17 protein-coding genes and 1 pseudogene are annotated in these 26,481 nt (G+C 44.2%); 4 read left to right on the plus strand and 14 right to left on the minus strand.

Annotation, left to right across the window (positions count from 1 at the left end; genetic code table 11):
- Window positions 1–3: 3 nt before the first annotated feature.
- The 5 genes from Q5C82_RS18085 to srfP form a co-directional block, all read right to left on the minus strand.
- Complete coding sequence (locus tag Q5C82_RS18085) at window positions 4–1,305, minus strand: restriction endonuclease subunit S (RefSeq protein WP_003219453.1); 1,302 nt, start codon at window positions 1,303–1,305, stop codon at window positions 4–6.
- On the minus strand, window positions 1,302–3,314 hold the full coding sequence (locus Q5C82_RS18090; RefSeq protein WP_003219452.1) for a class I SAM-dependent DNA methyltransferase: 2,013 nt from the start codon (window positions 3,312–3,314) through the stop codon (window positions 1,302–1,304). Before Q5C82_RS18090 ends, Q5C82_RS18085 begins: the two co-directional genes overlap by 4 nt.
- A 990-nt stretch (window positions 3,315–4,304) precedes the next feature.
- A complete protein-coding gene (rlmD, locus tag Q5C82_RS18095) occupies window positions 4,305–5,684 on the minus strand; it encodes a 23S rRNA (uracil(1939)-C(5))-methyltransferase RlmD (RefSeq protein ID WP_003219450.1) in 1,380 nt (459 codons plus the stop codon).
- A 56-nt stretch (window positions 5,685–5,740) separates the two neighbouring features.
- Entirely contained in the window at window positions 5,741–6,652 is a 912-nt protein-coding gene (locus Q5C82_RS18100) for a diacylglycerol kinase (protein WP_003219448.1), read from the minus strand.
- A gap of 152 nt (window positions 6,653–6,804) precedes the next feature.
- Window positions 6,805–9,963 (minus strand): surfactin resistance protein SrfP, encoded by a 3,159-nt coding sequence (gene srfP, locus Q5C82_RS18105; RefSeq protein ID WP_003219446.1) that lies wholly within the window; start codon window positions 9,961–9,963, stop codon window positions 6,805–6,807.
- A gap of 131 nt (window positions 9,964–10,094) precedes the next feature.
- On the opposite strand from srfP, the pseudogene Q5C82_RS18110 reads away from it, so the two are divergent.
- Window positions 10,095–10,956 (plus strand): annotated as a pseudogene (locus Q5C82_RS18110) (TetR/AcrR family transcriptional regulator); the annotation flags it as partial.
- An 18-nt stretch (window positions 10,957–10,974) separates the two neighbouring features.
- On the opposite strand, the gene gatB reads toward Q5C82_RS18110, so the two are convergent.
- The 3 genes from gatB to gatC are packed head-to-tail and all read right to left on the minus strand — an operon-like array spanning window position 10,975 to window position 14,182.
- Window positions 10,975–12,405, minus strand: a complete 1,431-nt coding sequence (gene gatB / locus Q5C82_RS18115; protein ID WP_003219444.1) for an Asp-tRNA(Asn)/Glu-tRNA(Gln) amidotransferase subunit GatB — start codon at window positions 12,403–12,405, stop codon at window positions 10,975–10,977.
- Between the two features lie 13 nt (window positions 12,406–12,418).
- Window positions 12,419–13,876, minus strand: a complete 1,458-nt coding sequence (gene gatA / locus Q5C82_RS18120) for an Asp-tRNA(Asn)/Glu-tRNA(Gln) amidotransferase subunit GatA (RefSeq protein WP_003219443.1) — start codon at window positions 13,874–13,876, stop codon at window positions 12,419–12,421.
- Window positions 13,877–13,891: 15 nt separating this feature from the next.
- Window positions 13,892–14,182, minus strand: a complete 291-nt coding sequence (gatC, locus tag Q5C82_RS18125) for an Asp-tRNA(Asn)/Glu-tRNA(Gln) amidotransferase subunit GatC (RefSeq protein ID WP_003219442.1) — start codon at window positions 14,180–14,182, stop codon at window positions 13,892–13,894.
- A gap of 414 nt (window positions 14,183–14,596) precedes the next feature.
- Here gatC and putP point away from each other — a divergent pair, with 414 nt between their 5' ends.
- Both putP and Q5C82_RS18135 read left to right on the plus strand, forming a co-directional pair.
- Window positions 14,597–16,075 (plus strand): sodium/proline symporter PutP, encoded by a 1,479-nt coding sequence (gene putP / locus Q5C82_RS18130; protein WP_003219441.1) that lies wholly within the window; start codon window positions 14,597–14,599, stop codon window positions 16,073–16,075.
- 105 nt (window positions 16,076–16,180) lie between these two features.
- Window positions 16,181–16,879 (plus strand): MgtC/SapB family protein, encoded by a 699-nt coding sequence (locus Q5C82_RS18135; protein ID WP_079996296.1) that lies wholly within the window; start codon window positions 16,181–16,183, stop codon window positions 16,877–16,879.
- A 36-nt stretch (window positions 16,880–16,915) separates the two neighbouring features.
- Here the strand turns inward: Q5C82_RS18135 and Q5C82_RS18140 are convergent, their stop codons facing one another.
- The 5 genes from Q5C82_RS18140 to Q5C82_RS18160 form a co-directional block, all read right to left on the minus strand.
- Entirely contained in the window at window positions 16,916–17,917 is a 1,002-nt protein-coding gene (locus Q5C82_RS18140; RefSeq protein ID WP_003219439.1) for a phosphotransferase enzyme family protein, read from the minus strand.
- A gap of 183 nt (window positions 17,918–18,100) precedes the next feature.
- A complete protein-coding gene (locus Q5C82_RS18145; RefSeq protein WP_003219437.1) occupies window positions 18,101–19,291 on the minus strand; it encodes a CamS family sex pheromone protein in 1,191 nt (396 codons plus the stop codon).
- A gap of 15 nt (window positions 19,292–19,306) precedes the next feature.
- Window positions 19,307–21,313, minus strand: a complete 2,007-nt coding sequence (ligA, locus tag Q5C82_RS18150) for an NAD-dependent DNA ligase LigA (RefSeq protein WP_003219436.1) — start codon at window positions 21,311–21,313, stop codon at window positions 19,307–19,309.
- A gap of 23 nt (window positions 21,314–21,336) precedes the next feature.
- Complete coding sequence (gene pcrA / locus Q5C82_RS18155) at window positions 21,337–23,556, minus strand: DNA helicase PcrA (RefSeq protein WP_003219434.1); 2,220 nt, start codon at window positions 23,554–23,556, stop codon at window positions 21,337–21,339.
- A gap of 61 nt (window positions 23,557–23,617) precedes the next feature.
- The gene (locus Q5C82_RS18160) at window positions 23,618–24,304 is read right to left on the minus strand and encodes a heptaprenylglyceryl phosphate synthase (RefSeq protein WP_003219433.1); all 687 of its coding nucleotides are present in this window, start codon (window positions 24,302–24,304) and stop codon (window positions 23,618–23,620) included.
- Window positions 24,305–24,549: 245 nt separating this feature from the next.
- Here Q5C82_RS18160 and Q5C82_RS18165 point away from each other — a divergent pair, with 245 nt between their 5' ends.
- Window positions 24,550–26,127, plus strand: coding sequence for an FMN-binding glutamate synthase family protein (locus Q5C82_RS18165; RefSeq protein WP_003219431.1), 1,578 nt, complete (start codon window positions 24,550–24,552; stop codon window positions 26,125–26,127).
- A gap of 37 nt (window positions 26,128–26,164) precedes the next feature.
- On the opposite strand, the gene Q5C82_RS18170 is transcribed toward Q5C82_RS18165, so the two are convergent.
- Window positions 26,165–26,479 (minus strand): YerC/YecD family TrpR-related protein, encoded by a 315-nt coding sequence (locus Q5C82_RS18170; RefSeq protein WP_003219429.1) that lies wholly within the window; start codon window positions 26,477–26,479, stop codon window positions 26,165–26,167.
- Window positions 26,480–26,481 lie beyond the last annotated feature (2 nt).

A 26,481-nucleotide genomic window follows, 5' to 3' on the forward strand; every position in this document is an offset into this window, starting at 1 on the left:
CATTCACCTCACTTCATCAAGTTCCATATCACGTACATCGATTTTGCCTGTTACTGCTTCGTAGATAAGGGATTGGCGGTATTCTTTTAGTTTTTCGATTTGGTTTTTTAACGTAGAAATAATTTCTTTATGTTCAATTAACACATTCTTAACTAATTCACCAATTTCACTTTGTTCTTCGATTGGCGGCAACGGTAGAGTTATATTTCCTAATGCTTCTTGAGTTAATTTAGGCTGCGCCGAACCACTAATATATATACTATAATCAATACTTTCTAATAGATTCACAAAATAGTCTATGTCTCCATTTTTTGGTTTCAATATATGAGCATGATTATTTACCCAATACTTTCCTCTTGCTAGAAAAGCTAATGGTGTTGAGCGAGAAAATAAATTAGCACCGTCTTCCCCTATTAAAATTAGAGTTTCATCAAATAAGTAATAATCAACCTTATCTATTACTCCAGATGCCCCATAATAATCATAAACTTTTTCAGTCATTTTCCCTCGTTCTTCTGAACTTAATGGAATACGTTTGTAATCTAGATTGTTAAATGTATATTTTACTTTCTTCATATCCCAATGCTCAGGAATTTCACCAATCCACTCTATTCCTGAATTTTTCATTTTCACATTCGGATTTAAACCTTTTGTAACAGCTTCTGTAATGATTGATTGGCGTTGTTCATTCAATAAATTAATTAAGATATTTTTCGAATTCGACAATTGATATAGCTGCATATTCTTTCTGCTAATATATTTTAAAATAATTCTTTGCTCTTCTATAGGTGGGAGAATTAATTTAAGATTTTTTATGATACTTGAATTTAACCCAGACATGATTGAACCTTTACTATTTAAGTCAATTTGTACTTTGATATAAATCGAATCTTGTATCAAGTAGGCTGCAAATTCTGGTAATATAATACTCTCGTTAAATCGAATTCGAATAAGATGAGAATCCATAATCCCTTTTTCAATAATCGATGGAACAACTTTACACTTACCTACAGTACCCATCATTGAAATTAAAACATCGTTCTCTATAATTTCATAAGACTTTAACTCGTTAAATTTCTCTTCACTTATAAATCTATGACCTAAAGTAAAATCATCTTTTATCAAATTTTCTTGACCGTAAACTTTATATCCTTCAGTAATAAGTATCTCTGATTTTAATGCACTACCGAATGGCCCTATCTTTATTCCTTCACTTCCTGGTAGTAGACAATGTTTTAATTTTTTAATATTCCAATGTGATGGAATAGCGCCTACCCCTTGAATATTAGATTCGTTTAACTTCATTCCATCACCTTCTTCAATTGCTCAACAATCTCTGCTTCTAATGCACGAATCTCGTCCATAATTTCAGTTGAGCTGCGTAGTGCTGTGTATTTGTAGAACTGGCGAGTGAATGGAATTTCGTAGCCGATTTTTGTTTTTGTTTCATCAATCCATGCATCTGGTACATGTGGTAATACTTCACGTGCAAAATAGTCATGAATGTTCTCTTTTAATGGTACATTTTCAGTATCACGTAAGTCTGTATCTGGCTCGATGTCTGTTTTATTTTTCATACATATATCGGCTGTTTCATCTTTTTCAGATAGACCAGCTAAAATTGCTTTCAATACAGGTGCTCCGATAGTAATACCGGCTTGCTTCAATGCATCTTTTAATACTTTCGTGAACTCGTCACGATTTTTATATACTGTTTCACTTTCTAATGTGCGTAAAACATATAAAATTTGAGTTTGCAGCTTTTTACCTTCCTCAATTTCAAAGTGACCTGCATCGCCTTTTTTCTTTGAGGTTGCTAAGTTTGCAAAACCTTTTCCCTCTGCAACACGAGCAAGACGCTCTTCATTGACTTGGAAGTTTAAACGTAATGGACGTTCTACTGTAATTTTTGCGTAGCCGAAGTCCTCATTATCAAAAATCTTCACGTACTCATTTGGCTGTGCATCACCGTATAAACGAACAATCTCATTAATTTGCTCTTCTGTAATTTCGTTACGTTTGCTACCCATCGACTTCTTCATTTTTTTTGAGAAATCCACAGCATTGACTAAACGTACTTTCCCTTTATGAAGTGGTGCTTTATTGTTCGTCAAAATCCAAATGTATGTTGCGATGCCTGTGTTGTAGAAAAGATCGTTCGGCAATGCTACAATACCTTCTACTAAGTCGTTTTCAAGCAGATACTTACGAATTTCGCTCTCACCAGAGCCTGCATCACCGGTAAATAACGGCGAACCATTCATAATGATGGCTAAACGAGAGCCTTGTGGATTTTCTGCTGTGACTGGCTTCATTTTTGAAAGTAAGTGCATTAAGAATAGTAGCTGTCCATCACTCGTTCTTGGTGTACCTGGACCAAAACGACCGTTAAACCCTTGTTTCTCATGTTCTTCTTTAATTGGCTTCTCATACGATTTCCAGTCTACTCCGTATGGCGGATTTGAAATTAAGTAATCGAATTTATCACGTGGGAATTGGTCTTTTGATAACGTATTCCCCAAACGAATGTTACGCGCGTCTTCCCCCTTAATCAGCAAGTCTGCTTTACAAATCGCATATGATTCAGGATTAATTTCTTGGCCGAAGAACTCTAAGTGTGCTGTTGGGTTTTGACTTAGTAAATACTCTTGTGCTACAGAACCCATCCCACCGGTACCAGCTGCACAGTCATACAAGGTTTGTGTTAAACCTGGCTTCGTTAAAATGCTGGCATCGTCATGTAAGAATAATAAGTGCGTCATAAGGCGAATTACTTCACGTGGCGTATAGTGATCCCCTGCTTCTGCATTTTCATTGAAACGACGAATTAATTCCTCAAATACATAGCCCATCTCAATATTTGACACTGTTTCTGGATGTAAGTCGATTTCACTAAAGCGTTTAATCGTTAAGTACAACAAGTTATTTTGTTCGAGCTTATCAATTTGGCGATCAAAGTCAAAGTGATCCATAATATCACGAGCCACTTTTGAAAAACCATTTATATAATCACGTAAGTTATCCGCAATGTTATCTGAATCTGTTAATAGCTTGTTGAAATCATATTTGCTAGTGTTATGGAAGTTTTGCTTTGAGACACGATTTAAAATCTGCTCACGAGCATCTTCTTTCATCGTAGCAAACTGCTCTGCCTTCGCTAATACTTCTTCTTTTGTGCTCTCTAATACGCAGTCAAAACGACGTAATACTGCTAATGGCAAAATGATTTTACCGTAGTCTTCTGGTTTATAAGGTCCACGTAATATCTCAGCAATTGACCAAATGAAGCTTACTTTATCTTGGAAGTTAATCATGTTATATACCTCATTTAATAATTTTTTTCGAATCTACTTCTCATGTAGCTAGATTGAGATAATTTGAGCAAGTTTTAAGGATGCTTATCTCATTGTAATAACTGAGCATTTATTTCGCTCATACCACCTACTGACACCCTATTCACTGATTCATCAAAATAGATATCATTACCTATTATTATAAGAGTTTGTACAACAAAAAGTAATACCATATAAAAATCTCCCTCTACATTTGCTACTACATGTTTCTTTTTTTAGTAAGCATCCAAATTTTATGGAGTGTCCCTATAAAGTAAGAGGGGAGCACAAAACCCCAATATTCGATGAGAAGTCAAATGCTACAAATATTTATACTTTTTGAAAAAATCCGCTTATATAAGGGGCTTTTGTAATAACTATTTAGATTATTAAAGAATAATAGAGAAAAATTTATGTATACAAATTGTATTACTACATTTCTAAATAAAATTGCTGAGCTATTGACACATTGTTTCATAAATCCTGAGCGAAATAGTGTCTATTTCTACTCTTATTTATTAATATTAGAAATCAGCTGTGATCACTACAAGTCATTCTCAATGACTTAAGACATCTAGCATCGATTTGGACAATCAGGAAATTTTGCATATCCTTGAAAACAATCTAATCAACAGAAAAAGAAGTCAGAAAAGCATATTAGAAAATTTGAGAAGGAATTAGATCGCTCAAACAAAAGAAATCACTCAGTTTATTTATTGACGAAAAAATATCCAAAGCAGATTATGATGGAGTTTCAGCGATATCAATGACCAGACGGACATTATCAATTCTAAAACCGAGCAATAGAAGTCTTCTCTTGAAACCAATATCATTGAAATTAAACAACAGTTAGATGCTTTTATGGACTTTCAAGAATTAACTCAAGAAATACTTCCCGCTTTCTTGAGACAATTGAAATAAAAGCAGATGAAGTCCGAGAATTTTTTATCGATTCTCGACCCCATCTGCTTCTTATTTAATTAATTTTAGTACAGCCACACACTCCACATGATTCGTATGCGGAAACATATCCACAGGCTGCACTTCGAGCGTCGTATACCCGCCATCCTCAAGCACCCGCAGGTCTCTCGCAAGCGTGCCAGGATTACAGGACACATACACCACCCGCTTCGGTTTCATCTCCACAATCGTCCTCAGGAGGGTTTCGTCGCAGCCTTTTCTTGGCGGGTCGACGACTAGCGTATCTGCTGTGATGCCTTCTTCATACCATTTTGGAATCACGGTTTCCGCTTCCCCGACCGCGAACTCTGCGTTTGTGATACCGTTTAATTCTGCGTTTCGCTTCGCATCTTCAATCGCTTCCGGCACAATTTCAACGCCGTACACCTTTTTCGCCTGCTTTGCCAGGAAGAGAGAAATCGTTCCGATGCCGCAGTAAGCGTCGATGACGGTTTCTTCTCCTTTCAGCTCCGCGTACTCAAGCGCTTTGTCGTAGAGCACTTTGGTTTGCTCCGGATTGACCTGATAGAACGATCTGGCGGAGATGGCGAATTTGACGTCTCCGATGAGGTCGTAGATGTATTCTTCGCCCCAGATGACATTTGTATCGTTGCCGAAGATCACGTTTGTTTTATTTGGGTTGATGTTTTGCACGATTGATTTCACATGCGGGAATTGCGCTGTGATATCTTCAATGATCTTCGCTTTGTGCGGGAAGTCGTTTGTTTTTGTGATGAAGACGATCATCATTTCACCCGTAACGACGCCGTATCTGACCATGATGTGGCGGAGCCAGCCTTTGTGGCGTTCTTCGTTGTAGGCTTTGACACCGTAGTTTGCGCAAATGTCTTTGACAGCTTGGACAGCTTCGTCGTTTTTAGATTGCTGGATCAGGCAGGCGCTCATGTCGATGATGTCATGGCTTCTTTGCTGATAGAATCCGGCGACGAGTCCGCCTTCTCGTTCTCCTACCGGCACCTGTGCTTTGTTTCTGTAGTTCCAAGGGTCTTCCATGCCGAGTGTCGGGTGCACGGTGACGTTTGACAGATCCAGCTTGCCGATCCGTTCTAAGACGTCTTTGACTTGTTTCTGTTTAAACAAGAGCTGGCCTTCGTAGGTCATGTGCTGAAGCTGGCAGCCTCCGCATTGCTTGTAAATCGGGCATGGAGCGTCGGTTCTGTGCGGGCTTTCTTCCTTCAGCTCGATCAGGCGGCCAAAGGCGAACCCTTTTTTGACACGGGTGACTTTGATTTGGGCTTTTTCTTCCGGAAGGGCGTTCGGCACGAAGATCGGGAAGCCTTGGACCTTTGCGACGCCCGCTCCTTCGTGGGTCAAATCCTCAAATGTCACGTCGTAGTATTCGTTTTTTTCTACTGGGGGTTTCATTTTCATCTATGTTCACCTCTTGTTTTAAGCGAAAGAAAAACTTGGCCTATTCAAGCCAAGTTTTAGTCATCCAGCTGTTCCGCTTTCTCCTTCGGCATGACGACGTGAATATGTCGGTACAGATTCACGAATTCGCCCGGCAGCATGCCGCCGTACTCGCCGTCCAGGTTCAGCTGCATCTTTTCTGATACATTGACTTTCACGCGGTTCGCTTTTGTATAAATAATGTGCTGGTCGTTGATGTGTTCGCCGCGGAGCGCCATCGTGGCGACCCTGATAAATTCAGCAAGGTTTGCTTTCTTTAGTATCATCAAATCAAACATGCCGTCATTCAGGCTGGAATCCGGCGCGAGTTTTTCGAACCCGCCGACGGAATTTGTCAGCGTGACCAAAAACAGCATGATTTCACCTTGAAACAGCTTGCCGTCATATTCAATCTCGACTTCTGTCGGACGAAGTGAGGGCAGCATTTCCATTCCCTTTAAATAATAAGCAAGCTGGCCGAGCATCGTTTTAAGTTTGCTTGGCACGTCGTACGTCAGCTCCGTCAGGCGGCCTCCGCCGGCGATATTGATAAAATACTGGCCGTTCACCTGTCCGATATCAATCGGGCGGGCAACGCCGTTAATGACCGTATCTGCCGCTTTTAAAATATCCTCGCGTGGAATATTGAGCGCTCTGGCGAAGTCGTTCGTTGTGCCGACTGGAATGACACCGAGAGTCGGACGGTTGTCTAAAGGCGCAAGCCCGTTAACGACCTCGTTGATCGTTCCGTCCCCGCCTGCCGCAACGATTAAGTCAAACTCACGCAATGCCGCTTCCTTGGCGGCGTGCGTTGCGTCTCCTGCGCATGTCGTAGCATGGGTGGAGGTTTCATAGCCGGCTTGTTCAAATTTTTGCAGGACCTGGGCAAGATGCTTTTTAAAGATCTCCCGTCCTGAAGTCGGATTGTATATTATGCGTGCACGTTTCATTATCTCATCATCCTACTTAAGAGTATCCGATCCATTTTTACACTAACAACCTTTAATTATACTATGAGTTAAAAAAATCGCAACAAAATGTACATAATCTTACAGGTGAAAACGCACAAAAGCCTCAGCAGAGCTGAGGCTTTTTGTTTTTTTTACTCTTCTTCCGTTCCCGGTTTTTTCTTGCGGAACTTCGCCAATACTTCGTATACGATTGGCACGATCAAGAGTGTCAGGAGCGTTGAACTGATTAAACCGCCGATAACCGTGACGCCGAGTCCTTTTGAAATGACCTGGCTTCCGCCTTCGAAGCCGAGTGCTAACGGAATCAAGGCGCCGATTGTCGCGATGGCTGTCATCAGGATCGGACGGAGTCGTGTAGAGCCGGCTTCTAGGAGCGCTTCTCTTGTAGACAGTCCTTCCGCTTCCTTATGAATCACGCGGTCAATTAAGACAATCGCATTCGTAACAACGATACCGATCAGCATGAGCATACCGATCATTGCGTTCAGACTGATCGTTTCACCTGATACATAAAGTCCGACCAGGGCACCGATGACTGTGAACGGCAATGAGAACAGAATCGCAAATGGCGCCAGTGCTCCGCCGAATGTAATCACGAGCACGAGATAAACGATCGCTATTGCGGCCAGCATCGCTAAACCGAGCTTCGTGAAGGAATCAGCGATATCTGCTGATACGCCGCCTGTATCAATTGATACGTTATCAGGAAGGTCAAGCTTATCAATTTTCTTCTGGACATCAGCTGATACAGCTGTAACGTTGTCTGTTGTCACTTCACCTGTGACATCTGCATAGACTTTTCCGTCACGTTTTGACACCGTATCTGATGTTGATCCTTCTTTCACTTTTGCAACATCGCCGATTTTGACTTCCTGGCCAGTGGCAGAAGTGATCTTTTTATTCTCTAAATCTTTCACACTCTTATACTCGTCTTTTTCTGTCTTAATGTTCACATCAAGCTCTTTGCCGTCTTTTTTCACGGTTGTGAGCGGTTCTTGTGATGTTTGTGTCATTAAGGCCTGAGAAATTTGAGACGCTGTTAAACCTAGTTTGCTTAATTTTTCTTGGTCAGCGACAAATGTGTACTCATCATATGTGCTGGAAAGGCCTGAGCTTACATTTTTCAGATCCTTTTCATCTTTCATGACTTTTTCAATGTCTTTGACCGTGTCTTTAATGTCGCTTTCTGAATCGCCATACACATAGTATGTTAATTCATTGTTGTTGCCAGAAGCGCTGAAGTCCTGCGACTTCCATTCTCCGCGGTTTGACTGATCTTGGATTTTCTTCAGCACGTTGTCTTTTTCTTTATCAAAGTCAGGCGTGTCGCTTTCATATTTGATATAGAATAACGCACCGTTTGAATCTCCCCCCGCAAGCGGGCTGCCAGAGCCTAATGAATACTGAACCGTATCGACATGCTTGCGGTCAAGCAGGATCTTTTCCGCTTTTTCGGCTTCAGCTTCGGCTTCTTTTTTCGTTTCACCCGGTTCTGGGCTGTATGTGAGCTGCATCGTTTTCTCTTCCTCAGACGGCAGGTAGCTGGCACCGATTAACGGCACGAGGAACAAGCTTCCAAGGAGCATCAGAACAGCGATGATAGACGTGATCCATTTGTGGCTCAGCGCCCAGTTCAATACATTTTTATAGATGTTTGCAAGTCTGCCAGGTTTGTGTTCTTTCGCTTTGACCTGCCCGCCCGTTAATGATTTTTTGAACAGGCTGTGCGCGAGCATCGGCACAAGCGTGATCGAAATCAACAGGGATGCGGCAAGCGCAAATACGATCGTTAAGGCAAATGGAATAAACAATTCACCGATTTGTCCGCCTACAAGTGCGAGCGGCAGGAATACCGCGATTGTCACGATCGTCGATGACATGATCGGTTTAAACATTTCCTTCGTCGCTTCACGAACCAAGATTTTTCCGCGGAGCGGCTCATCTTTGAGTCTCATGCGGCGGTAAATGTTCTCAATCACAACGATAGAGTCATCGACCACACGTCCTATGGCCACAGTCATCGCACCGAGCGTCATGATATTCAGTGTGATATCAAGCTGCTGCAGCACAAGAAGTGCGATCAGCAATGATAATGGAATAGAAATAATCGAAATTAATGTTGATTTGATATCTCTTAAGAATAAGAGAATAATCACAATCGCAAAAATAGCGCCGAAAATGGCTTTGCTTAACATCGTTTCAACTGACTGTGTGATCGGCTCTGCCATATCGAGTGTTGCGCTGTAGTCGAAGCCTTTATGGTCTTCTTTAAACTTCTTCAGCTCAGCTTTGACATCGTCAGCAACCTCTACTGTGTTTGCATCGTTTGCTTTGACGATGTTAATGCCGATACTATCTTTGCCATTTGTGCGTGAAACAGATTCAGCTTTTTTCACATCTTTCATTGTGGCAATGTCAGAAAGCTTGACCGTCGGCACGTCTGTGCTTGCACTTTGTTGCGCCTGTGCTGCCGCTTGCGCGCTCTGAGCTGCTTGTGCACTCTGCGCCGCCGCTTGAGATGCTGCGCTGCTGCCTGCACTTGAAGCAGATGCCGTCGGGATTCTCATATTCTTCAAATCTTTGATTGTTTCAATATCGCCGCTTACAACGACAGATTTTTCTTTATTTCCGAATGTGTACAATCCAAGCGGGGTTGTCACATCTGAACCTTGAATCACTTGTTTGACTGTATCTTCATCAAGGCCATATTCTTTCAGTTTGTCTTCTTTGAAAGAGAATTCAACCTCTTCCACCTGCTGGCCCGATACTTGGACGGAAGCAACGCCTTCTATGCCTTCAAGCTTAGGAACGAGGCTGTCCTCCACTTTTTTCGTCAGCTCTTGCAGATTGTCTTTATCACTGGACACGCTAAGCGTTAGAATCGGGAAGGAGTTCAAGCTGTAGCGTGAAATCTCCGGATCCTTCGCATCATCAGGCAGGCTGACGTTTTCTAATGCCTCAGCTGCTTCTGTTTTAGCTTTATCCATATCTTTCTCATAGTCATATTCAATCATGACCGACGATGCATTTTCATAGGAGGTCGAAGTCACAACACTGACCCCGTCCAAATTCTGCACCGCTTGTTCAACCGGTTTGGTCACCTCATCAGCCACTTGGCTTGGCGTCGCGCCCGGATATGTCGTGCTGATCGTCAAGTAAGGCATATTGACGTCAGGAATGGATTCTTGCTTCATATTCATACCCGCATACAATCCGGCTGCTGTTACAATAATCGTCATCAGCCATACGGCGAATTTGTTTTTCAGAACGAAATTAATAACGTGATTCATCATATCCTCCATTACATTTTTTATTGACTGACTGGTCATTCTATATAATACTAAACGTTACAACGCAACAACGTCAACTCATATACCAGAAAATTTTACTAAATTTTTCAAGGATTAAGGGGAAGCACGTCATGAATGAAAAAAAAGAGAGAATCATAAAAACCAGCATTCATTTATTTGCGAAAAAAGGATTCGCAGCTACGACGATCCAGGAAATCGCCAGTGAATGTGGCATCTCCAAAGGCGCTTTTTATTTGCACTTTAAATCGAAAGAAGCGCTGCTGTTATCTGCCTGTGAATATTACATTGGCATGTCTATGAAAAAAATGAAAAATATAGAAGAGGATCTCGCCGGAAAACCGCCTAAGGAAGTGCTGAAAAAACAAATTGGCGCTCAGTTTGAAGATTTTCGCGATCATAAAGATTTTATCGTTCTTTTGCTTAACGAAAATATCATTCCGGAGAATCAAGAAATCAAGCAATACTTTTACAACATAACAGCGGAAACGGATAAACTGTACCGGAACGCCTTGCTGACATCTTATGGCGAAGAAATCGAGCGGTACGTCGCGGACCTCTCCATCATGGCAAGAGGCATTGTGCATTCCTATATGAATGTGATGGTATTTAACGGAGAGCTCAATATCGATGCAGAAGAAATCTCAGCCTTTATCATCGAGAGACTGGATGACCTCGTACAGGGACTGAGCCGTTCAACCCTCAATCCAATTGTGCCAAAAGACATTTTCAGACCGATGCCTGCAGGGAAAGACCAGCTGCTTGAGGACATTCAGAAAGTAAAAGAAAACACACTGCCCGAGGATATCACTGTGTCACTGGAAGTTATTGAGGAAGAACTGTCTCAGGATAAACCGCGCAAGCCGATTATTAAAGGCATGCTGTCCAATTTAACCGGAACCACCGACAAAGAAGTTGAAAAGCTTCGGACTCTGATCTCTGTCTTCATCTCGATTTGACCATAAAAAAAGCAGCCCCTGCGGGCTGCTTTTTTTAGCGTTTTTTAATTTCTTCAAGCAGGATTTTGTTAACCATCGGCGGGTTGGCTTGTCCTTTGGACGCTTTCATAATCTGTCCGACAAGGAAGCCGATCGCACGGTCTTTCCCGTTTTTAAAGTCTTCGATTGATTGAGGATTGTTGTCAAGCGCCTCTGTGACAAGTTTCAGAAGCACACCTTCATCAGAAATCTGAACAAGGCCTTTCTCTTTGACAATCTTCTCAGCGTCGCCGCCTTTTTCAATCAATTCCTTAAACACTTTCTTCGCGATCTTAGAAGAAATGGTTCCTTTTTCAATCAATTTGATCATGCCGGCAAGGCCTTCAGGTGTCAGCGCAACGTCAGCAAGCTCTTTTTGCTCAGCATTCAGATAAGCTGACACTTCACCCATCAGCCAGTTGGACGCTTGTTTGGCTTCAGCGCCTTTTTGAACGGTTTCTTCGAAGAAATCAGCCATTTCTTTTGTCAGCGTCAGAACCATCGCGTCATATGCAGGCAATCCAAGTTCTTCGATATAACGCTTGCGGCGCTCATCCGGAAGCTCAGGAATGCTTGCTTTTACGCGTTCCTTCCATTCGTCATCAATGTAGAGCTCGACAAGGTCTGGCTCTGGGAAGTAACGGTAGTCGTCAGATCCCTCTTTGACACGCATGAGAATGGTTTTCTTCGTTGCTTCGTCGTAACGGCGTGTTTCCTGCTGGATGACGCCGCCGGAGAGAAGAACCTGTTCCTGGCGTTTTTCTTCGTGCTCAAGGCCTTTTTGAACAAACGCAAAGGAGTTCAAGTTTTTCAATTCTGTTTTTGTGCCGAATTCCTCTTGGCCGATCGGACGAAGAGAGATATTGGCGTCACAGCGAAGTGAGCCTTCTTCCATTTTACAGTCAGAAACACCTGTATATTGGATGATGGACTTTAGCTTTTCAAGATACGCGTACGCTTCTTCCGGCGTGCGGATATCCGGCTCTGATACGATCTCAACAAGCGGCGTTCCTTGGCGGTTGAAGTCAACAAGAGAATAGCCGTCGCCTGTATGCGTCAGTTTTCCGGCATCTTCTTCAAGGTGAAGACGTGTGATTCCGATGCGCTTTGTTTTTCCGCCGACTTCAATTTCGATCCAGCCGTTTTCGCCGATTGGCTTATCAAATTGAGAAATCTGATACGCCTTCGGGTTGTCCGGATAGAAATAGTTTTTGCGGTCAAACTTCGTATCCGTTGCGATCTCACAGTTGAGTGCCATAGCGGCTTTCATTGCAAATTCAACTGCTTCTTTGTTCAGAACAGGCAGGACGCCCGGGTATCCGAGGTCAATGACGCTTGTCTGCGTATTCGCTTCCGCGCCGAATGGCGTTGGGGAGCTTGAGAAAATTTTTGATTTTGTTTTTAATTCGACGTGGACTTCAAGTCCGATTACCGTTTCAAAGTTCAATTTTTTTCACCCCTTACAGTTCAGGTTTTGCTTTATGATGGTCTGTCGCTTGTTCAAATGCATGAGCAACACGGTATACAGTGCTTTCATCAAAGTGTTTTCCGATGATTTGCAGGCCGAGTGGAAGTCCGTCTGCTAATCCGCATGGCACGCTGATTCCTGGTACGCCGGCAAGGTTGACCGGAATCGTTAAGATATCGTTTGCATACATTGTGAGCGGATCTTTCGTGTTTTCACCGATTTTAAATGCAGGTGTCGGTGTAGTCGGTCCAACAATAACATCATATTTCTCAAATACGTCTTCGAAGTCTTTCTTAATCAAAGTACGCACTTTTTGCGCTTTTTTGTAGTACGCATCGTAGTAGCCTGAGCTTAAAGCGAACGTTCCGAGCATGATGCGGCGTTTCACTTCATTTCCGAAACCTTCAGCGCGCGTTTGCTTGTAAAGGTCGATCAGGTTGTCCGCGTTGTCTGTACGGTAGCCGTAGCGGATGCCGTCAAAGCGTGCAAGGTTGGCTGACGCTTCAGAAGATGACAGCAGGTAATATGTCGCAAGCGCGTATTTGCTGTGCGGAAGAGATACTTCTTCCCATGTAGCGCCGAGGCCTTCAAGAACTTTCAGCGCGGCAAGTACAGATTCTCTCGCTTCTTTGCCGACACCTTCACCAAGGTATTCTTTCGGAACCGCGATTTTCATTCCTTTGATGTCGCCAGTTAATGAAGAAAGAAAATCAGGCACGTCCACATTTGCGCTCGTGGAGTCCATTTTGTCTACGCCGGAAATCGCTTGAAGCAAGAATGCGTTGTCCTCAACCGTACGAGTAATCGGCCCGATTTGGTCTAATGAAGACGCAAATGCGACGAGCCCGTAACGGGATACACGTCCGTATGTAGGCTTTAATCCGACAACGCCGCAGAAAGATGCTGGCTGACGGATGGAACCGCCTGTGTCAGATCCAAGAGAAAACGGAACTTCTCCCGCAGCAACCGCAGCCGCTGAACCGCCGCTTGAACCGCCGGGAACTGTACCTAAGTTCCAAGGGTTTTTCGTCAGCTTGTAAGCTGAGTTTTCGGTAGATGATCCCATGGCGAATTCGTCCATGTTTAACTTCCCGATTGTGACCGCTTCAGCGTCTTGAAGGCGCTGAACAACAGTAGCATCGTAGATCGGATCGAAGTTTTCGAGAATTTTGCTGGAGCAAGTTGTGCGCAGCCCTTTTGTTACGATATTATCTTTTACGCCGATTGGCATACCAAAAAGAAGACCGTGCTCAGAACGGCCATCAACCGCCTCATCAAGCTCCTTCGCGTACGCGCGCGCTCTTTCTTCATCTAATGCCAAAAAGGCTTGTACCTTATCATCAACCGCTTGGATGCGTTTATAAGATTCATCAACCAGATCAGAAATCTTAATCTCTTTTTTATGTATGAGCTGTTTTAATTCTGTGATTTTATGATCAAATAATGACATTCTTGTGTCCCTCCTTTAGTCCAAAATTGATGGCACACGAATATAGCCGTCTTTATGGTCAGGCGCATTTTTCATAACGTCCTCAACCGGAAGACCTTTACCCGCTTCATCTTCTCTCATGACATTTTTCATTTTCAGCACGTGAGTTGTAGGCTCCACATTATCTGTGTTGACCTCATTAAGCTCCTCGGCAAATGAAATGATGCTGTCAAGCTGTTCAGTGAACATTTTTGCTTCTTCTTCAGTAATCGCAAGTCTTGCAAGGTGCGCAACGTGCTTTACTTCTTCTATTGAAATTCGTGACATATGATCCACCTCCACATATTTCTCCGTTAAGTCATATAATACTGATCATATCAAAAACAAGCCCTCTAAAGCAACAAAACGCCTTGGGATAGGCCTGTGTTTTCGAGACAATACCCTATATATTTTATACTAAAAAGAGGCAAAGGAGAAACGAAATATTTTTCTGAATATTTTTACTTTTATTATTTTTTGAAAGCGTTTTATTCTTTATTCCCTTCTAGGTTTGCAACAGTATTTTCCGCTGGTGATCTAGGTTTCATCGCTTGAATGGCCGGGAATACTTTGTTAGGTTAGGTTAACAAGTGCACCTGCAAATGAATGATTTTAGGGTTTGCACTTGCGCCAGGCAGCTTAACTGGCACCATCAATTTGAGAGGTGATGCAACATTATTAGAATTGAAGAGAGGGTAAAATGTGAGTATTGAAATTATTATATCGTTAGGAATTTATTTTACTGCCATGCTGTTAATCGGCTGGTACTCGTTTAAGAAAACAACTGATATCAACGATTACATGCTTGGAGGAAGAGGTCTCGGACCGTTTGTCACAGCTTTGTCTGCCGGAGCGGCGGATATGAGCGGATGGATGCTGATGGGAATTCCAGGGGCCATGTTTGCGACAGGCTTGTCGACGCTATGGCTTGCACTCGGTTTGACAATCGGCGCGTATTCGAACTATCTTCTTTTGGCTCCCCGTCTTAGAGCGTATACGGAAGCGGCGGATGATGCGATTACGATTCCCGATTTCTTTGATAAACGATTCCAGCATTCTTCGTCAGTGCTGAAAATTGTATCAGCTTTAATCATTATGATCTTTTTCACACTGTATACTTCTTCAGGTATGGTATCAGGCGGAAGATTATTTGAATCTGCTTTTGGAGCCGATTATACACTTGGACTCCTGCTGACTGCAGGCGTTGTCGTGTTATATACACTGTTTGGCGGCTTCCTTGCTGTCAGTCTGACTGACTTTGTACAGGGTGCGATCATGTTTGCAGCACTAGTGCTTGTGCCGATCGTTGCTTTTACCCAGCTGGGCGGCGTTTCTCCTGCTTTACATGAGATTACAGCTGTAGACCCAAAGCTATTGGATATTTTTAAAGGCGCGAGCGTCATTAGCATTATTTCTTATTTGGCCTGGGGCTTAGGCTACTACGGCCAGCCTCATATCATCGTCCGTTTTATGGCGATTAAGCATATCAAGGATTTAAAACCAGCGCGCAGAATCGGTATGAGCTGGATGATTATCTCTATTCTTGGTTCAACCGTAACGGGTTTAGTCGGTGTGGCTTACGCACATAAATTCGGAGTTGCTGTAAGTGATCCTGAAACGATTTTCATTATTTTTTCTAAAATATTGTTCCATCCATTAATTACAGGATTTTTGCTGTCTGCTATTTTAGCAGCCATTATGAGTTCGATCTCTTCTCAGCTTCTGGTAACAGCGAGCGCAATGACAGAAGATTTATATCGGACATTTTTCAGACGTGAAGCATCAGATAAAGAATTGGTCATGGCCGGCCGGCTGTCAGTATTGATTATCGCGGTCATTGCAATTCTGATGTCCTTGAATCCAAGCAGCACGATTCTTGATTTGGTTGGTTATGCGTGGGCCGGATTCGGTTCTGCTTTTGGTCCTGCCATTCTACTGAGCCTGTATTGGAAACGAATGACTGAATGGGGCGCCCTTTCAGCCATGGTTGTGGGAGCTGCGACAGTATTAATTTGGATTACAACTGGTTTAGCTGACTCTACAGGCATTTATGAAATGATTCCAGGATTTTTCCTAAGTATGATTGCAGGTATTATCGGAAGCTTGATCACAAAACGTCCTGCAAAAGCCTCTTACCGTTTATTCGGTGTCATGGAAAAGCTGTTAAAACGCAAGAAGTAAGCAATAAGCCATCAAGCACCGCTTGGTGGCTTTTGTGCTCTTGTTTTGCTATAAATACTGTGAGAAAATCATATTTATTTAAAAACACCTTAGAGAAGGGGGAAGTTGCTGTTGAGCTGGTATATTGATCCTGATATATTATTAAAACTGGGCATTGCCACTTTGATTGGCATGGTCATCGGGCTTGAGCGCGAATTAAAAAATAAGCCGCTCGGATTAAAAACCTGTATCGTTATCGCCGTCAGCTCATGCATGCTGACGATCGTCAGTATTAATGCGGCATATCATTTCCCTAAATACTACCGCATCATGATGGATCCGCTGCGTCTGCCGGCCCAAATTATCTCCGGCGTCGGGTTTATCGGAGCCGGTGTCATCTTGCGGAAAAGCAACGATGTCATTTCCGGCCTGACGACATCAGCTATGATCTGGGGGGCAGCAGGGCTTGGGTTGGCAACGGGGGCCGGATTTTATAAAGAAGCGTTTGCCAGTCTTCTGTTCATCCTGATCAGCGTGGAATTTCTCCCATGGGCGGTCAGAAAAATCGGTCCAGACCGCCTTCAGGAAAAAGACATCCGCATCAGAATGTCGCTTTCTGATAAAGACAAAATGACAGAGATTTTAAAAGAAATGAAAAGAAGAGATATCAAAACACACTCCGTCCGGATCGACGACCTGGGCGAAAAGGAATTTCCAATCATGGAAGTGAAGGTCCGCGTCCATAAAAACAGGTACACGACCGATGTCTACTATGACATTAAAGACATTGAAGGCGTAGTCGGCGTAAAGTGCGATACATTATAAAAGCCAATGGGACAGAACCCCATTGGCTTTTTCTATCTACATCAGTCCTGAAAAATCAAATGCTGTGATCGGTGTGCCATTCTCTATATCTGTTCTGAAGCCGGCGAGCATTTCTTTTTCCTCTTCTCCTATTGCGTTAAGGTCAAACATCTGATGAAGCAGTCCGTAAATCAGCATATGGCGGAGGCGGAGGAAATCAGGTATCCTTTTCAGCCATGCAGGATCAAGTTCATTTTTCTCCCAGTACCCTTTCATGAAATGCGTCATAAATTCTTCTGTAAACGCAGCTTTATCTTCATATGGCACAACCGGGTACCACAGCACATTGTAGAGAAGAATGCTGATATCGTTAATGAACCAATTATAGCCGATATCATCAAAATCAAATGCTGTGATTTTGCCATGATCCCAATGAAAATTGCCATGATGCAGATCCGCATGCACCAAACCGTAGCTGTCCCGGCTTTTTGGCAGCCGCCGCAGTTCATTCATCAGAGAATCGGCTTGCTGAAACACCTTTGTCTGATCTTCGGGCACATACTTTCTCAGCTTTAATTGCTCCTCTTCATCCCATTCCTGTCTTTTAAAAGCAGGGTTGCTCAGTTGATAGCTTTTTGTCAGGCTGTGCATCTCGCCTGTGTATCTGCCAAGCTCATAAAATAGCGTTTCATTCCAGTCCGATTCTTCCACTTTTTGCCCCGGCGCTTTCTCATACACTCTCAGTAAAAATGAACCGCCGTTTCCATCCGGCACTTCTTCAACGTCTTTTCCGCCCAGCGACGGCAGCGGTATGGCAACTGATAGCCCGCCTTCCGTAAGGTGACGGAGCCATTCCATTTCTCCCATAATATAATCAGAAGATCTCCGAATTGTATGGGTGATCTTTAAAATATAAGATTGATTGTCTTTTATACATTCATATACATAGTTTTCCGCATCAGCCAGAAAACGCACCTGGCTGTTTGAGAAACCGTATTTCATCGCAGCCTCTGCCAAAACCTGATCTTCATGAAATATGTTTTTGATTTCTTTATGCACGTCTAACTCCCTTTCTTTGCTATTGATTTGATATTGATTGTTTTCACACGAGTTCCAGCATCAACATACCTCCCCCTGATTTGTGTCTCGGCAGAAGCAAAAATACATCTTTTTCCTATTCCTGTTAATTGTAACATAAAAAAACCCTTGTGCCATATTGGCACAAGGGTTCTGCTTTGTTTATTAGTCATAAATGTGAACAGTCGGCTCTTTATCTCCGGCATTGCGGATAATGACCGCTTCCTGTCCGTCTGAGGATGTGATATTGACTTCGACATCAACTGAGCCCTTGGAGTAGTAGTCCATCACTTCACCCGTTAAGAACTGAGTAAACGCGACGACTTCACTTTTACCGTAGAATTGCATTGGAATGTCAATCTTCATTTTCGTCATTTCATTATTTTCATATAACGCTGTACCGACAACGCCTGTGTAGTTCGGGAAATATTGTTCAATTGAGTTTTTGAACCGCTTAAAGACCTCGGTATCATCCGGGTATTTTTCTGCTGTCGTTGTATCCGCCGGATAAAATACATATTTTTCATTTATGTCATCCCAATTTGAGATATCTGTGGAGCCTGCTTTGACTTCTGTTTTGGCGATGAAGTTCCCCGGCACAATCGATGTTTTTGAAGCCTGCTTGTAGAGCGCGACTGTGATCGGCACATTCTTCAGGTTATCTTTTTTTCGGAGGCGGTTAATGACCTCTTGTGCGATTTTTTCTCCCTGCTCGCGAAGCGTGCTGTCCTTAATCTCCACTTCTTTTTGAGGGTCGCCTGTTTTTTCACGATAGTAATACACGGAGTTTAATGCCAATCCGATCATCACGCCGCCAAGCTGGATGGAATTCTTGTCTTTTCTGACTAAATAATCGTGCTCCAGCATGGACGCTAAATAAACCGGGCTGTTTTCGTTCTTTTCTTCTGTTGAACCGGAACTCGGAAGTGCTGGGTTCAAGCCTTCATTTTTGAAGTTTTTATCTTCTTTTTGGGCTTTTTTTAGATCAGAGCCGGTTTTTTTCCGTGCCAGCCAGCTTAATACTGTATCTTCATCTAAATATTGCCCTTCCTGGAACAGATAATCGTCAGTCGAGAAAGAATCTTGGGCAAGACGCATCAGCCCTGTTTCAAATTCATCAATGTCCAGCCTTGTATTCAGCTGTTCCGTTGTTAAGCCGCGCGCTTTTCCTGCCTTAAACGGCAGCACCATTTTGTAATAGGAGTCAGAGATATTATATTTCGGGACAATCGCTTTTTCTGACGATTTCGCCGTCTTTTGCGTAATCTCTTCCTCCTTATCCCCCCCAAAACCTGACGAGCAGGCAGACAGCATTAACACTGCCGCCGTTGCCGCCATTGCCAACGTCTTTTTCAATAGAAAACACTCCTCTTATTTCTTTAGCTCTCCCATTAACTGTTCTTCATTCCATACTTCAATGTTCAGCTCTTGTGCTTTTGTCAGCTTGCTTCCCGCCGCTTCTCCGGCGATGACCAAGTCTGTGTTTTTGCTGACGCTTCCAGTCAGCTTGCCGCCTAGCGCTTCGATTTGCGCTTTGGCATCGTTTCTTGACAGTTCTTCCAGCTTTCCTGTCAGAACAATTGTTTTACCGGCAAAGTAAGAATCGCTTTCCTCTGCTTTTACTTTTTTCGGGCCTTTGTAGTGTGTGTTTACGCCCAGCTCCTGAAGTTCATTCAAGAGATCAAGCATTTCTTCTTTATGAAAATAAGTGATGACCGCATCAGCCATTTTTTCACCGATTTCATCGATCGCGAGAAGCTCCTCTTTTGAAGCTTTTTTCAGGTTCTCCAAGCTTTCAAAATGCATGGCAAGCGTCTTTGCAGCCTTTGAACCGATAAAGCGGATGCCGAGTCCAAATAGCAAGCGCTCTAACGAATTTTCTTTGGACTTTTGAATGGAGCTGATCAGATTTTCAGTAGATTTTTCGCCCATGCGTTCGAGCTGGATAACCTGTTCCTTCGTCAGCTTATACAAATCCGCCACATTGCGGACAAGGTTCTCCTCAAACAGCTGTGTGATCACTCGTTCGCCAAGCCCGTCAATGTTCATGGCATTGCGGGAAACGAAATGGATCAGTCCTTCCCGGATTTGCGCCGGGCATTCAGGATTAATGCAGCGAAGCGCCACTTCTCCTTCGATGCGGACGAGTTCACTCCCGCATTCAGGGCATTCCGTCGGCATGCTGAATTCCTTTTCTTCTCCTGTGCGCTGTTCAACGAGGACGTTCACGACTTCCGGAATGATATCGCCCGCTTTTTTGACGACAACCTTATCTAATATCCGAATATCCTTCTCTTTAATTAAATCTTCGTTATGAAGGGATGCTCTTGAGACCGTTGTGCCGGCAACTTTTACCGGCTCAAGAATGGCGGTCGGCGTAATCACACCCGTTCTGCCGACATTTAATTCGATGTCGAGAAGTTTTGTCACGACCTCTTCAGCAGGAAATTTATACGCGATGGCCCAGCGTGGGCTTTTCGCCGTAAAACCGAGCTCCTCCTGCTGATCAAGGGAATCAACTTTAATCACGATGCCGTCAATTTCATACGGGAGGTCAGCGCGTTTAGCCTGAAACTCATCGATCAGTGCAATAACTTCTTCTATGCTGCCGCATTTTTTTCGTTCCTGGTTCGTTTTAAATCCGATTTCGTCGAGAAAATCAAGCCCTTGGCTTTGCGTCTCCACACCCATCTCATCAAGCTCCGCTATACTGTAGACGAAGATATCGAGGTTTCGTTTCGCTGCAATTTTCGGATCGAGCTGTCTGAGTGATCCCGCGGCGGCATTTCGCGGATTGGCAAACGGTTCTTCTTCGTTTTTGATCCGTTCCTCATTGAGCGTTTCAAACGAACGCTTCGGCATATACGCCTCGCCGCGCACTTCGATCGACAGATCACGTTTCATTTTGAGCGGAATATTGCGGATCGTCTTCAGGTTCTCCGTAATATCCTCTCCCGTCGTTCCGTCACCTCTTGTGGCTCCTCTGACAAAATAGCCGTCTTCATAACGGAGAGAAACAGCAAGACCGTCTATTTTCAGCTCCACATTATACGCCACATCGTCGCCGACGGCCTGGCGCACCCGGCGGTCGAAATCACGAAGATCATCGTCATTAAAGGCGTTGCCCAAACTGAGCATTGGCGTGCCGTGAGTGACTTTCTGAAACGCTTCAAGCACGGCTCCGCCGACACGCTGCGTAGGAGAGTCCGGCGTTCTGAGGTCTGGATGCTCCTCCTCGATCGCTATCAGCTCCTGCATCAATCTGTCGTATTCGGCATCAGGGACGCTCGGTTCATCTAAGGTGTAATATTCATAGCTATACTTGTTGATGGTGCGGCGCAGTTCGTCTGCCCGCTGCTTCGCTGTTTCTTTGTCCATCTGCTTCTTCCTTTCCTCTTCAATTACTGCTTTTCAATAGGAGCAAATGCTGCTAACAGGCGTTTCACGCCGACTGGGCTCGGGAACGCAATATCGAGCTCCGTCCCTTCTCCTTCGCCTTTTACACTGACGACAGTTCCTGTTCCCCATTTTTTATGGCCCGCCTTATCTCCGACTGCCCAGTTTAAGGTGTCGCCGCCTGTTTTGCTGGCGTAGGATACCGGACGTGAAACAGGGCCGCGTCTCGGCTGCATTTTTCTTGCAGACGGCGCTCTCGTTTCTTTTTTCTCATTTAGGTTTTCCAATAAATCATCCGGTATTTCAGCAATAAAGCGAGATTCCGGGTTCATATTTGTTCGCCCAAACAAAGTGCGCATTTTGGCGTTGGTCAGATAAAGCTCTTGCTCCGCCCTTGTAATCCCAACGTAAGCAAGGCGGCGTTCTTCTTCCATTTCCGCTTCCTCCATTAATGAACGGCTATGCGGGAAGACGCCTTCTTCAAGCCCCATCAAGAAAACAACCGGAAACTCCAGCCCTTTTGCGGCGTGCAGTGTCATAAGGGTGATTGCATCCTTGCCGCCTGACTCTTCCTCTTGCTGGTCGAGCTGATCAATATCTGCAATCAGCGCCAAGTCTGTCAGAAATGCTACAAGTGTCTTGTCTTCACTTTTCTGTTCAAAGTTTTTCGTGACAGACAGGAACTCGTCGATGTTTTCTAAACGGCTTTGGGCTTCGATTGATTTCTCAGCCTTCAGCATTTCTCTGTATTCCGTCTTATCAAGAATTTCTTCTGTCAGCTCTGTAATAGATAAGTAATCCTGCATATTGGTTAGGTTCTCAATCATCTGCCTGAAGCTGTCAAGCGCGTTGGCTGCCTTGGCGCTGACGCCGATAAAATCAACCTGCTGAATGGCTTGGAAGAATGATAAGCCGTTCATCGCCGCATACGAAGCGATTTTTTCAAGTGATGTCGCACCGACTCCGCGTTTCGGCACATTGACAATGCGCGTGAAACTGATATCGTCATCCGGATTGGATACGAGGCGCAAGTACGCGAGAATGTCTTTAATTTCTTTTCTGTCATAGAACTTTGTGCCGCCGACAATGTTATAGTTCAAGCCTGCTTTGAGAAGCGTTTCCTCAATCACACGGGACTGCGCATTTGTCCGGTACAAAATGGCGATATCCGAGAGCTTCCGCGTGCCTGAGCTGTGAAGCTGATGAATCTTGCCGGCCACAAACTGTCCTTCGCCGAACTCATTATCTCCGCGGTAATAGGAAATTTTGATGCCTTCATCGTTTTCCGTCCACAAATTTTTCGGTTTGCGGTTTGAGTTGTTTTTGATGACCTCGTTAGCCGCGCGCAAAATCCGTTTCGTTGAACGGTAATTTTGTTCAAGCAAAATCACGCTGGCGTTCGGATAATCTTTTTCAAAAGAAAGGATGTTGGTGATATCCGCGCCGCGCCATCTGTAGATCGACTGATCAGAGTCACCGACAACGCAAAGGTTCTGGAAACGCTCTGCAAGCTGCTTAACAAGCATGTATTGGGCTCTGTTCGTATCTTGATACTCATCGACGTGGATGTATTGGAATTTGCGCTGATAAAATTCAAGCACTTCCGGTACACGGTCAAACAATTTAATGGTCGTCATAATCAAGTCGTCGAAATCAAGCGATTGGTTTTTCAGCAGTTTTTTCTGATAATCAGTGTATACATCGCTGACGACCTGATCATAGTAGCCGCCGGCAACTTTAGAGAATTCTTCCGGTTCGGTCAGTTCGTTTTTCGCACTGCTGATCGTGCCGAGAATGCTTCTTGGGTCAAACTTCTTCGGATCAAGATTGCGCTCCTTCAAAATCCCCTTGATGACTGAAAGCTGGTCTGCCGTATCAAGGATGGAGAAATTGCGGTTGATCCCGATCCGGTCGATATCTCTGCGCAAGATCCGCACGCACATGCTGTGGAATGTGGAAATCCAGATATCGTCCGCGCCCGGTCCGAGAATGCTTTCCACACGTTCTTTCATTTCACGTGCTGCTTTATTTGTAAATGTGATCGCCAGAATGTTCCACGGCGCCACATGCTTTTCCGCCATTAAGTAAGCGATTCTGTGTGTCAGGACACGCGTCTTTCCGCTTCCCGCTCCCGCCATCAGCAAGAGAGGCCCGTCCGTTGTTTTGACAGCTTCCTGCTGAACGGGGTTTAATCCGCTTAATAATTGATTGCTAATATAATTCAAAATTTGTTCACCCGCCTATACAAAACATATGTTCTATCATAAACCAAATCCGTACAATTTACTACTCGCCTTTCACAGCCGCTACTGTTTTCAAAGCCCGGTCAAAATCTTCATATACCGCATTGCCAACAACAATCACGTCAGCATGCTCAGCATACTGCTTTGCCGTTTCCGCATCTTTGATGCCGCCGCCATAAAACAAGGTGGACGTTTCCAATACAGCCTTCGTTTTCTTCACGGCTTCTATGTCTCCAAGTACGCCGCTGTATTCCAAGTAAAAAATCGGAAGATGCAGCAGCTCAGACACACGCGCATAGGCGACAATATCGTCAATACTCAGATCGGCATCCGCTTCAGTCAATGCCGCCGCTTTGCAATCAGGATTAGCGATGCAGTAGCCTTCCGCCACGATTTCTTCCATAGACATCAGTTCTCCGTATTCCTTCATGGCTTTCTGGTGCATTCCGACAATCCAGTCCGCGTTTTTGCTGTTTAATACACTCGGAATAAAATATAAGTCAAAGCCGGGAACGATTGCTTCAATTGCTGATACCTCAAGGACACACGGCACCAAAAACCGTCTCACCTTAGACATCATCCGCAGGACATTGTCCTCTGTCACACCATCGCTTCCTCCGATAATGACCGCATCCGTTCCTGATTCACAAAGAATCTCCAGCTGTTCATCAGGCAAATCTTTATTTGGATCGAGTTTAAAGACATGCTTCCACTCCGTTACATCGTACACGTCATACGTTCCTCCATTCGTTTGTTACCATTTAAACATTATAACAAATTCACATAGCGCGGAAAAACGGAAAAAGCCGTTAATCTCGTTATTCACTGAAAAAGGTGTTTTGATTCTTTTTTCATAAAAAAGGGAGCTCCAAAAAGCCTTCAATAGCTTCAAGATCTAGGCAAAAGATTCCCGTCTGTTATTGTTTGGAAAGTGTTCAACTGTGGAAATGGATACATAAAAAGGGAGGCTGACAGATGGAATCCATCATTGTTGCACTCATCGCATTTATTATCGGGATTATTGCCATCCCCATCGTTTTGTTTGTATGGATCTACATAAGGGATGAAAAACAGGAGGAGCATTCGATTCTCCGCAACTATCCCGTCATTGGAAGGTTTCGATACATCCTTGAAAAAATCGAGCCGGAGCTCAGGCAGTATTTATACAGCAATGACAATGAGGAGCAGCCCTTTTCCCGAAAGGAATATGAACAAACCGTCATCTCAAGCAAATACAAAAGCAGAATGATGGGCTTTGGATCTGTAAGAGATTTTGATAAACCCGGCTATTATATTCGTAACGCTATGTTTCCTAAACTACGAGAAGAAATGCACGTAAACCAAACGCCTAAAATTGAAACCCGAATCTATAAACTCGATGCTGACAATCTGTTCAAACGCAAGGAACACGCCGAACATATCAAGGCTGATCCGTATTTTCTCCATCCTGATGATGTGCAGGTGATCGGCGAGCATACATGCGAGAAGCCTTTTTATGTGAAGGGATTAGTCGGCCAGTCTGCCATGAGCTACGGTTCCCTTGGAGAACGGGCGATTACGGCGCTCTCAAAAGGGCTTCATCAGGCAGGAGGCACATGGATGAATACCGGTGAGGGAGGATTGTCTGAGTATCACTTAAAGGGCGGCGCCGATATCATTTGCCAAATCGGACCGGGTCTTTTTGGCGTACGCAAAAGAAACGGAGAATTTTCATGGGAGGAGTTTAAAAGAAAAAGCAGGCTTGACCAAATTAAAGCCTTTGAACTGAAACTGGCGCAAGGAGCGAAAACCCGCGGCGGCCATGTGGATGGCGCCAAGGTATCAGAAGAAGTGGCAGACATCCGGAATGTCGAACCGGGGAAATCGATTGACAGCCCGAACCGCTTTTATGAATTTTCAAGCGCTCCCGAAATGCTCGACTTTATTGAAAAACTTAGAGATGTTGGGCAAAAGCCAGTCGGCATCAAACTCGTCGCAGGGCACCCTGAAGAATTGCATGAGCTTTTCTCTTACATGCAGAAAAGCGGAAAGCATCCGGATTTTATCACGATCGACGGAAGTGAAGGCGGTACCGGAGCTTCCTTTTATGAGCTCGCAGATACAGTAGGCCTACCGATTATGACAGCGCTGCCTATTGTTGATACACTCCTTAGACAATATGGCTTGCGCGGCCAGCTGAAAATCTTTGCTTCCGGGAAACTCCTGACTCCTGACAAAATCGCGGTCGCTTTAGCCCTCGGCGCTGATTTTGTCAACATTGCCCGCGGCATGATGTTTTCGGTCGGCTGCATCCGCGCTCTCGTCTGCCACACCAACACATGTCCGGCAGGTGTGGCGACAACAGATCCAAAACTGCAAAAAGCACTAAGCGTTGAGGAAAAACAGCATCGTGTCTGCAATTACGTCATTTCGCTGCGCGAGGGGCTGTTTAACCTCGCAGCCGCAGCGGGCATCAATTCGCCGGTCCGCTTTTCCAAGGAGCATGTTGTCTATCGAAAAGAGGATGGCAGCATCGTCGACATCGACAAACTGATCCACCAATTTGTTTCATAAAGAAACCGCCCATGCCGAACGGCAGGGCGGTTCTTTGTTATTTTGAAGAAGACTCAGTTTCGGTCTCCTTCACACGGTCGAGCGCCATTTCATAAGCGTCATTTCCGTAATTTAAGCAGCGTTTCACACGGGAAATCGTAGCCGTGGAAGCACCTGTTTCTGTTTCAATCTTATGATACGTGTTTCCTTCGCGAAGCATGCGCGCCACTTCAAGACGCTGAGCCAGCGATTGAATTTCGTTAATTGTGCAAAGATCATCGAAGAACCGGTAACATTCCTCCAGGTCTTTCAGCGATAAGATCGAGTTGAATAACTGGTCCAGCTCTTTGCCGCGTAATTTATCGATTTGCATCG

Source organism: uncultured Bacillus sp. (assembly GCF_958411575.1).
In the GTDB taxonomy this organism is placed as follows: Bacteria; Bacillota; Bacilli; order Bacillales; family Bacillaceae; genus Bacillus; species Bacillus spizizenii.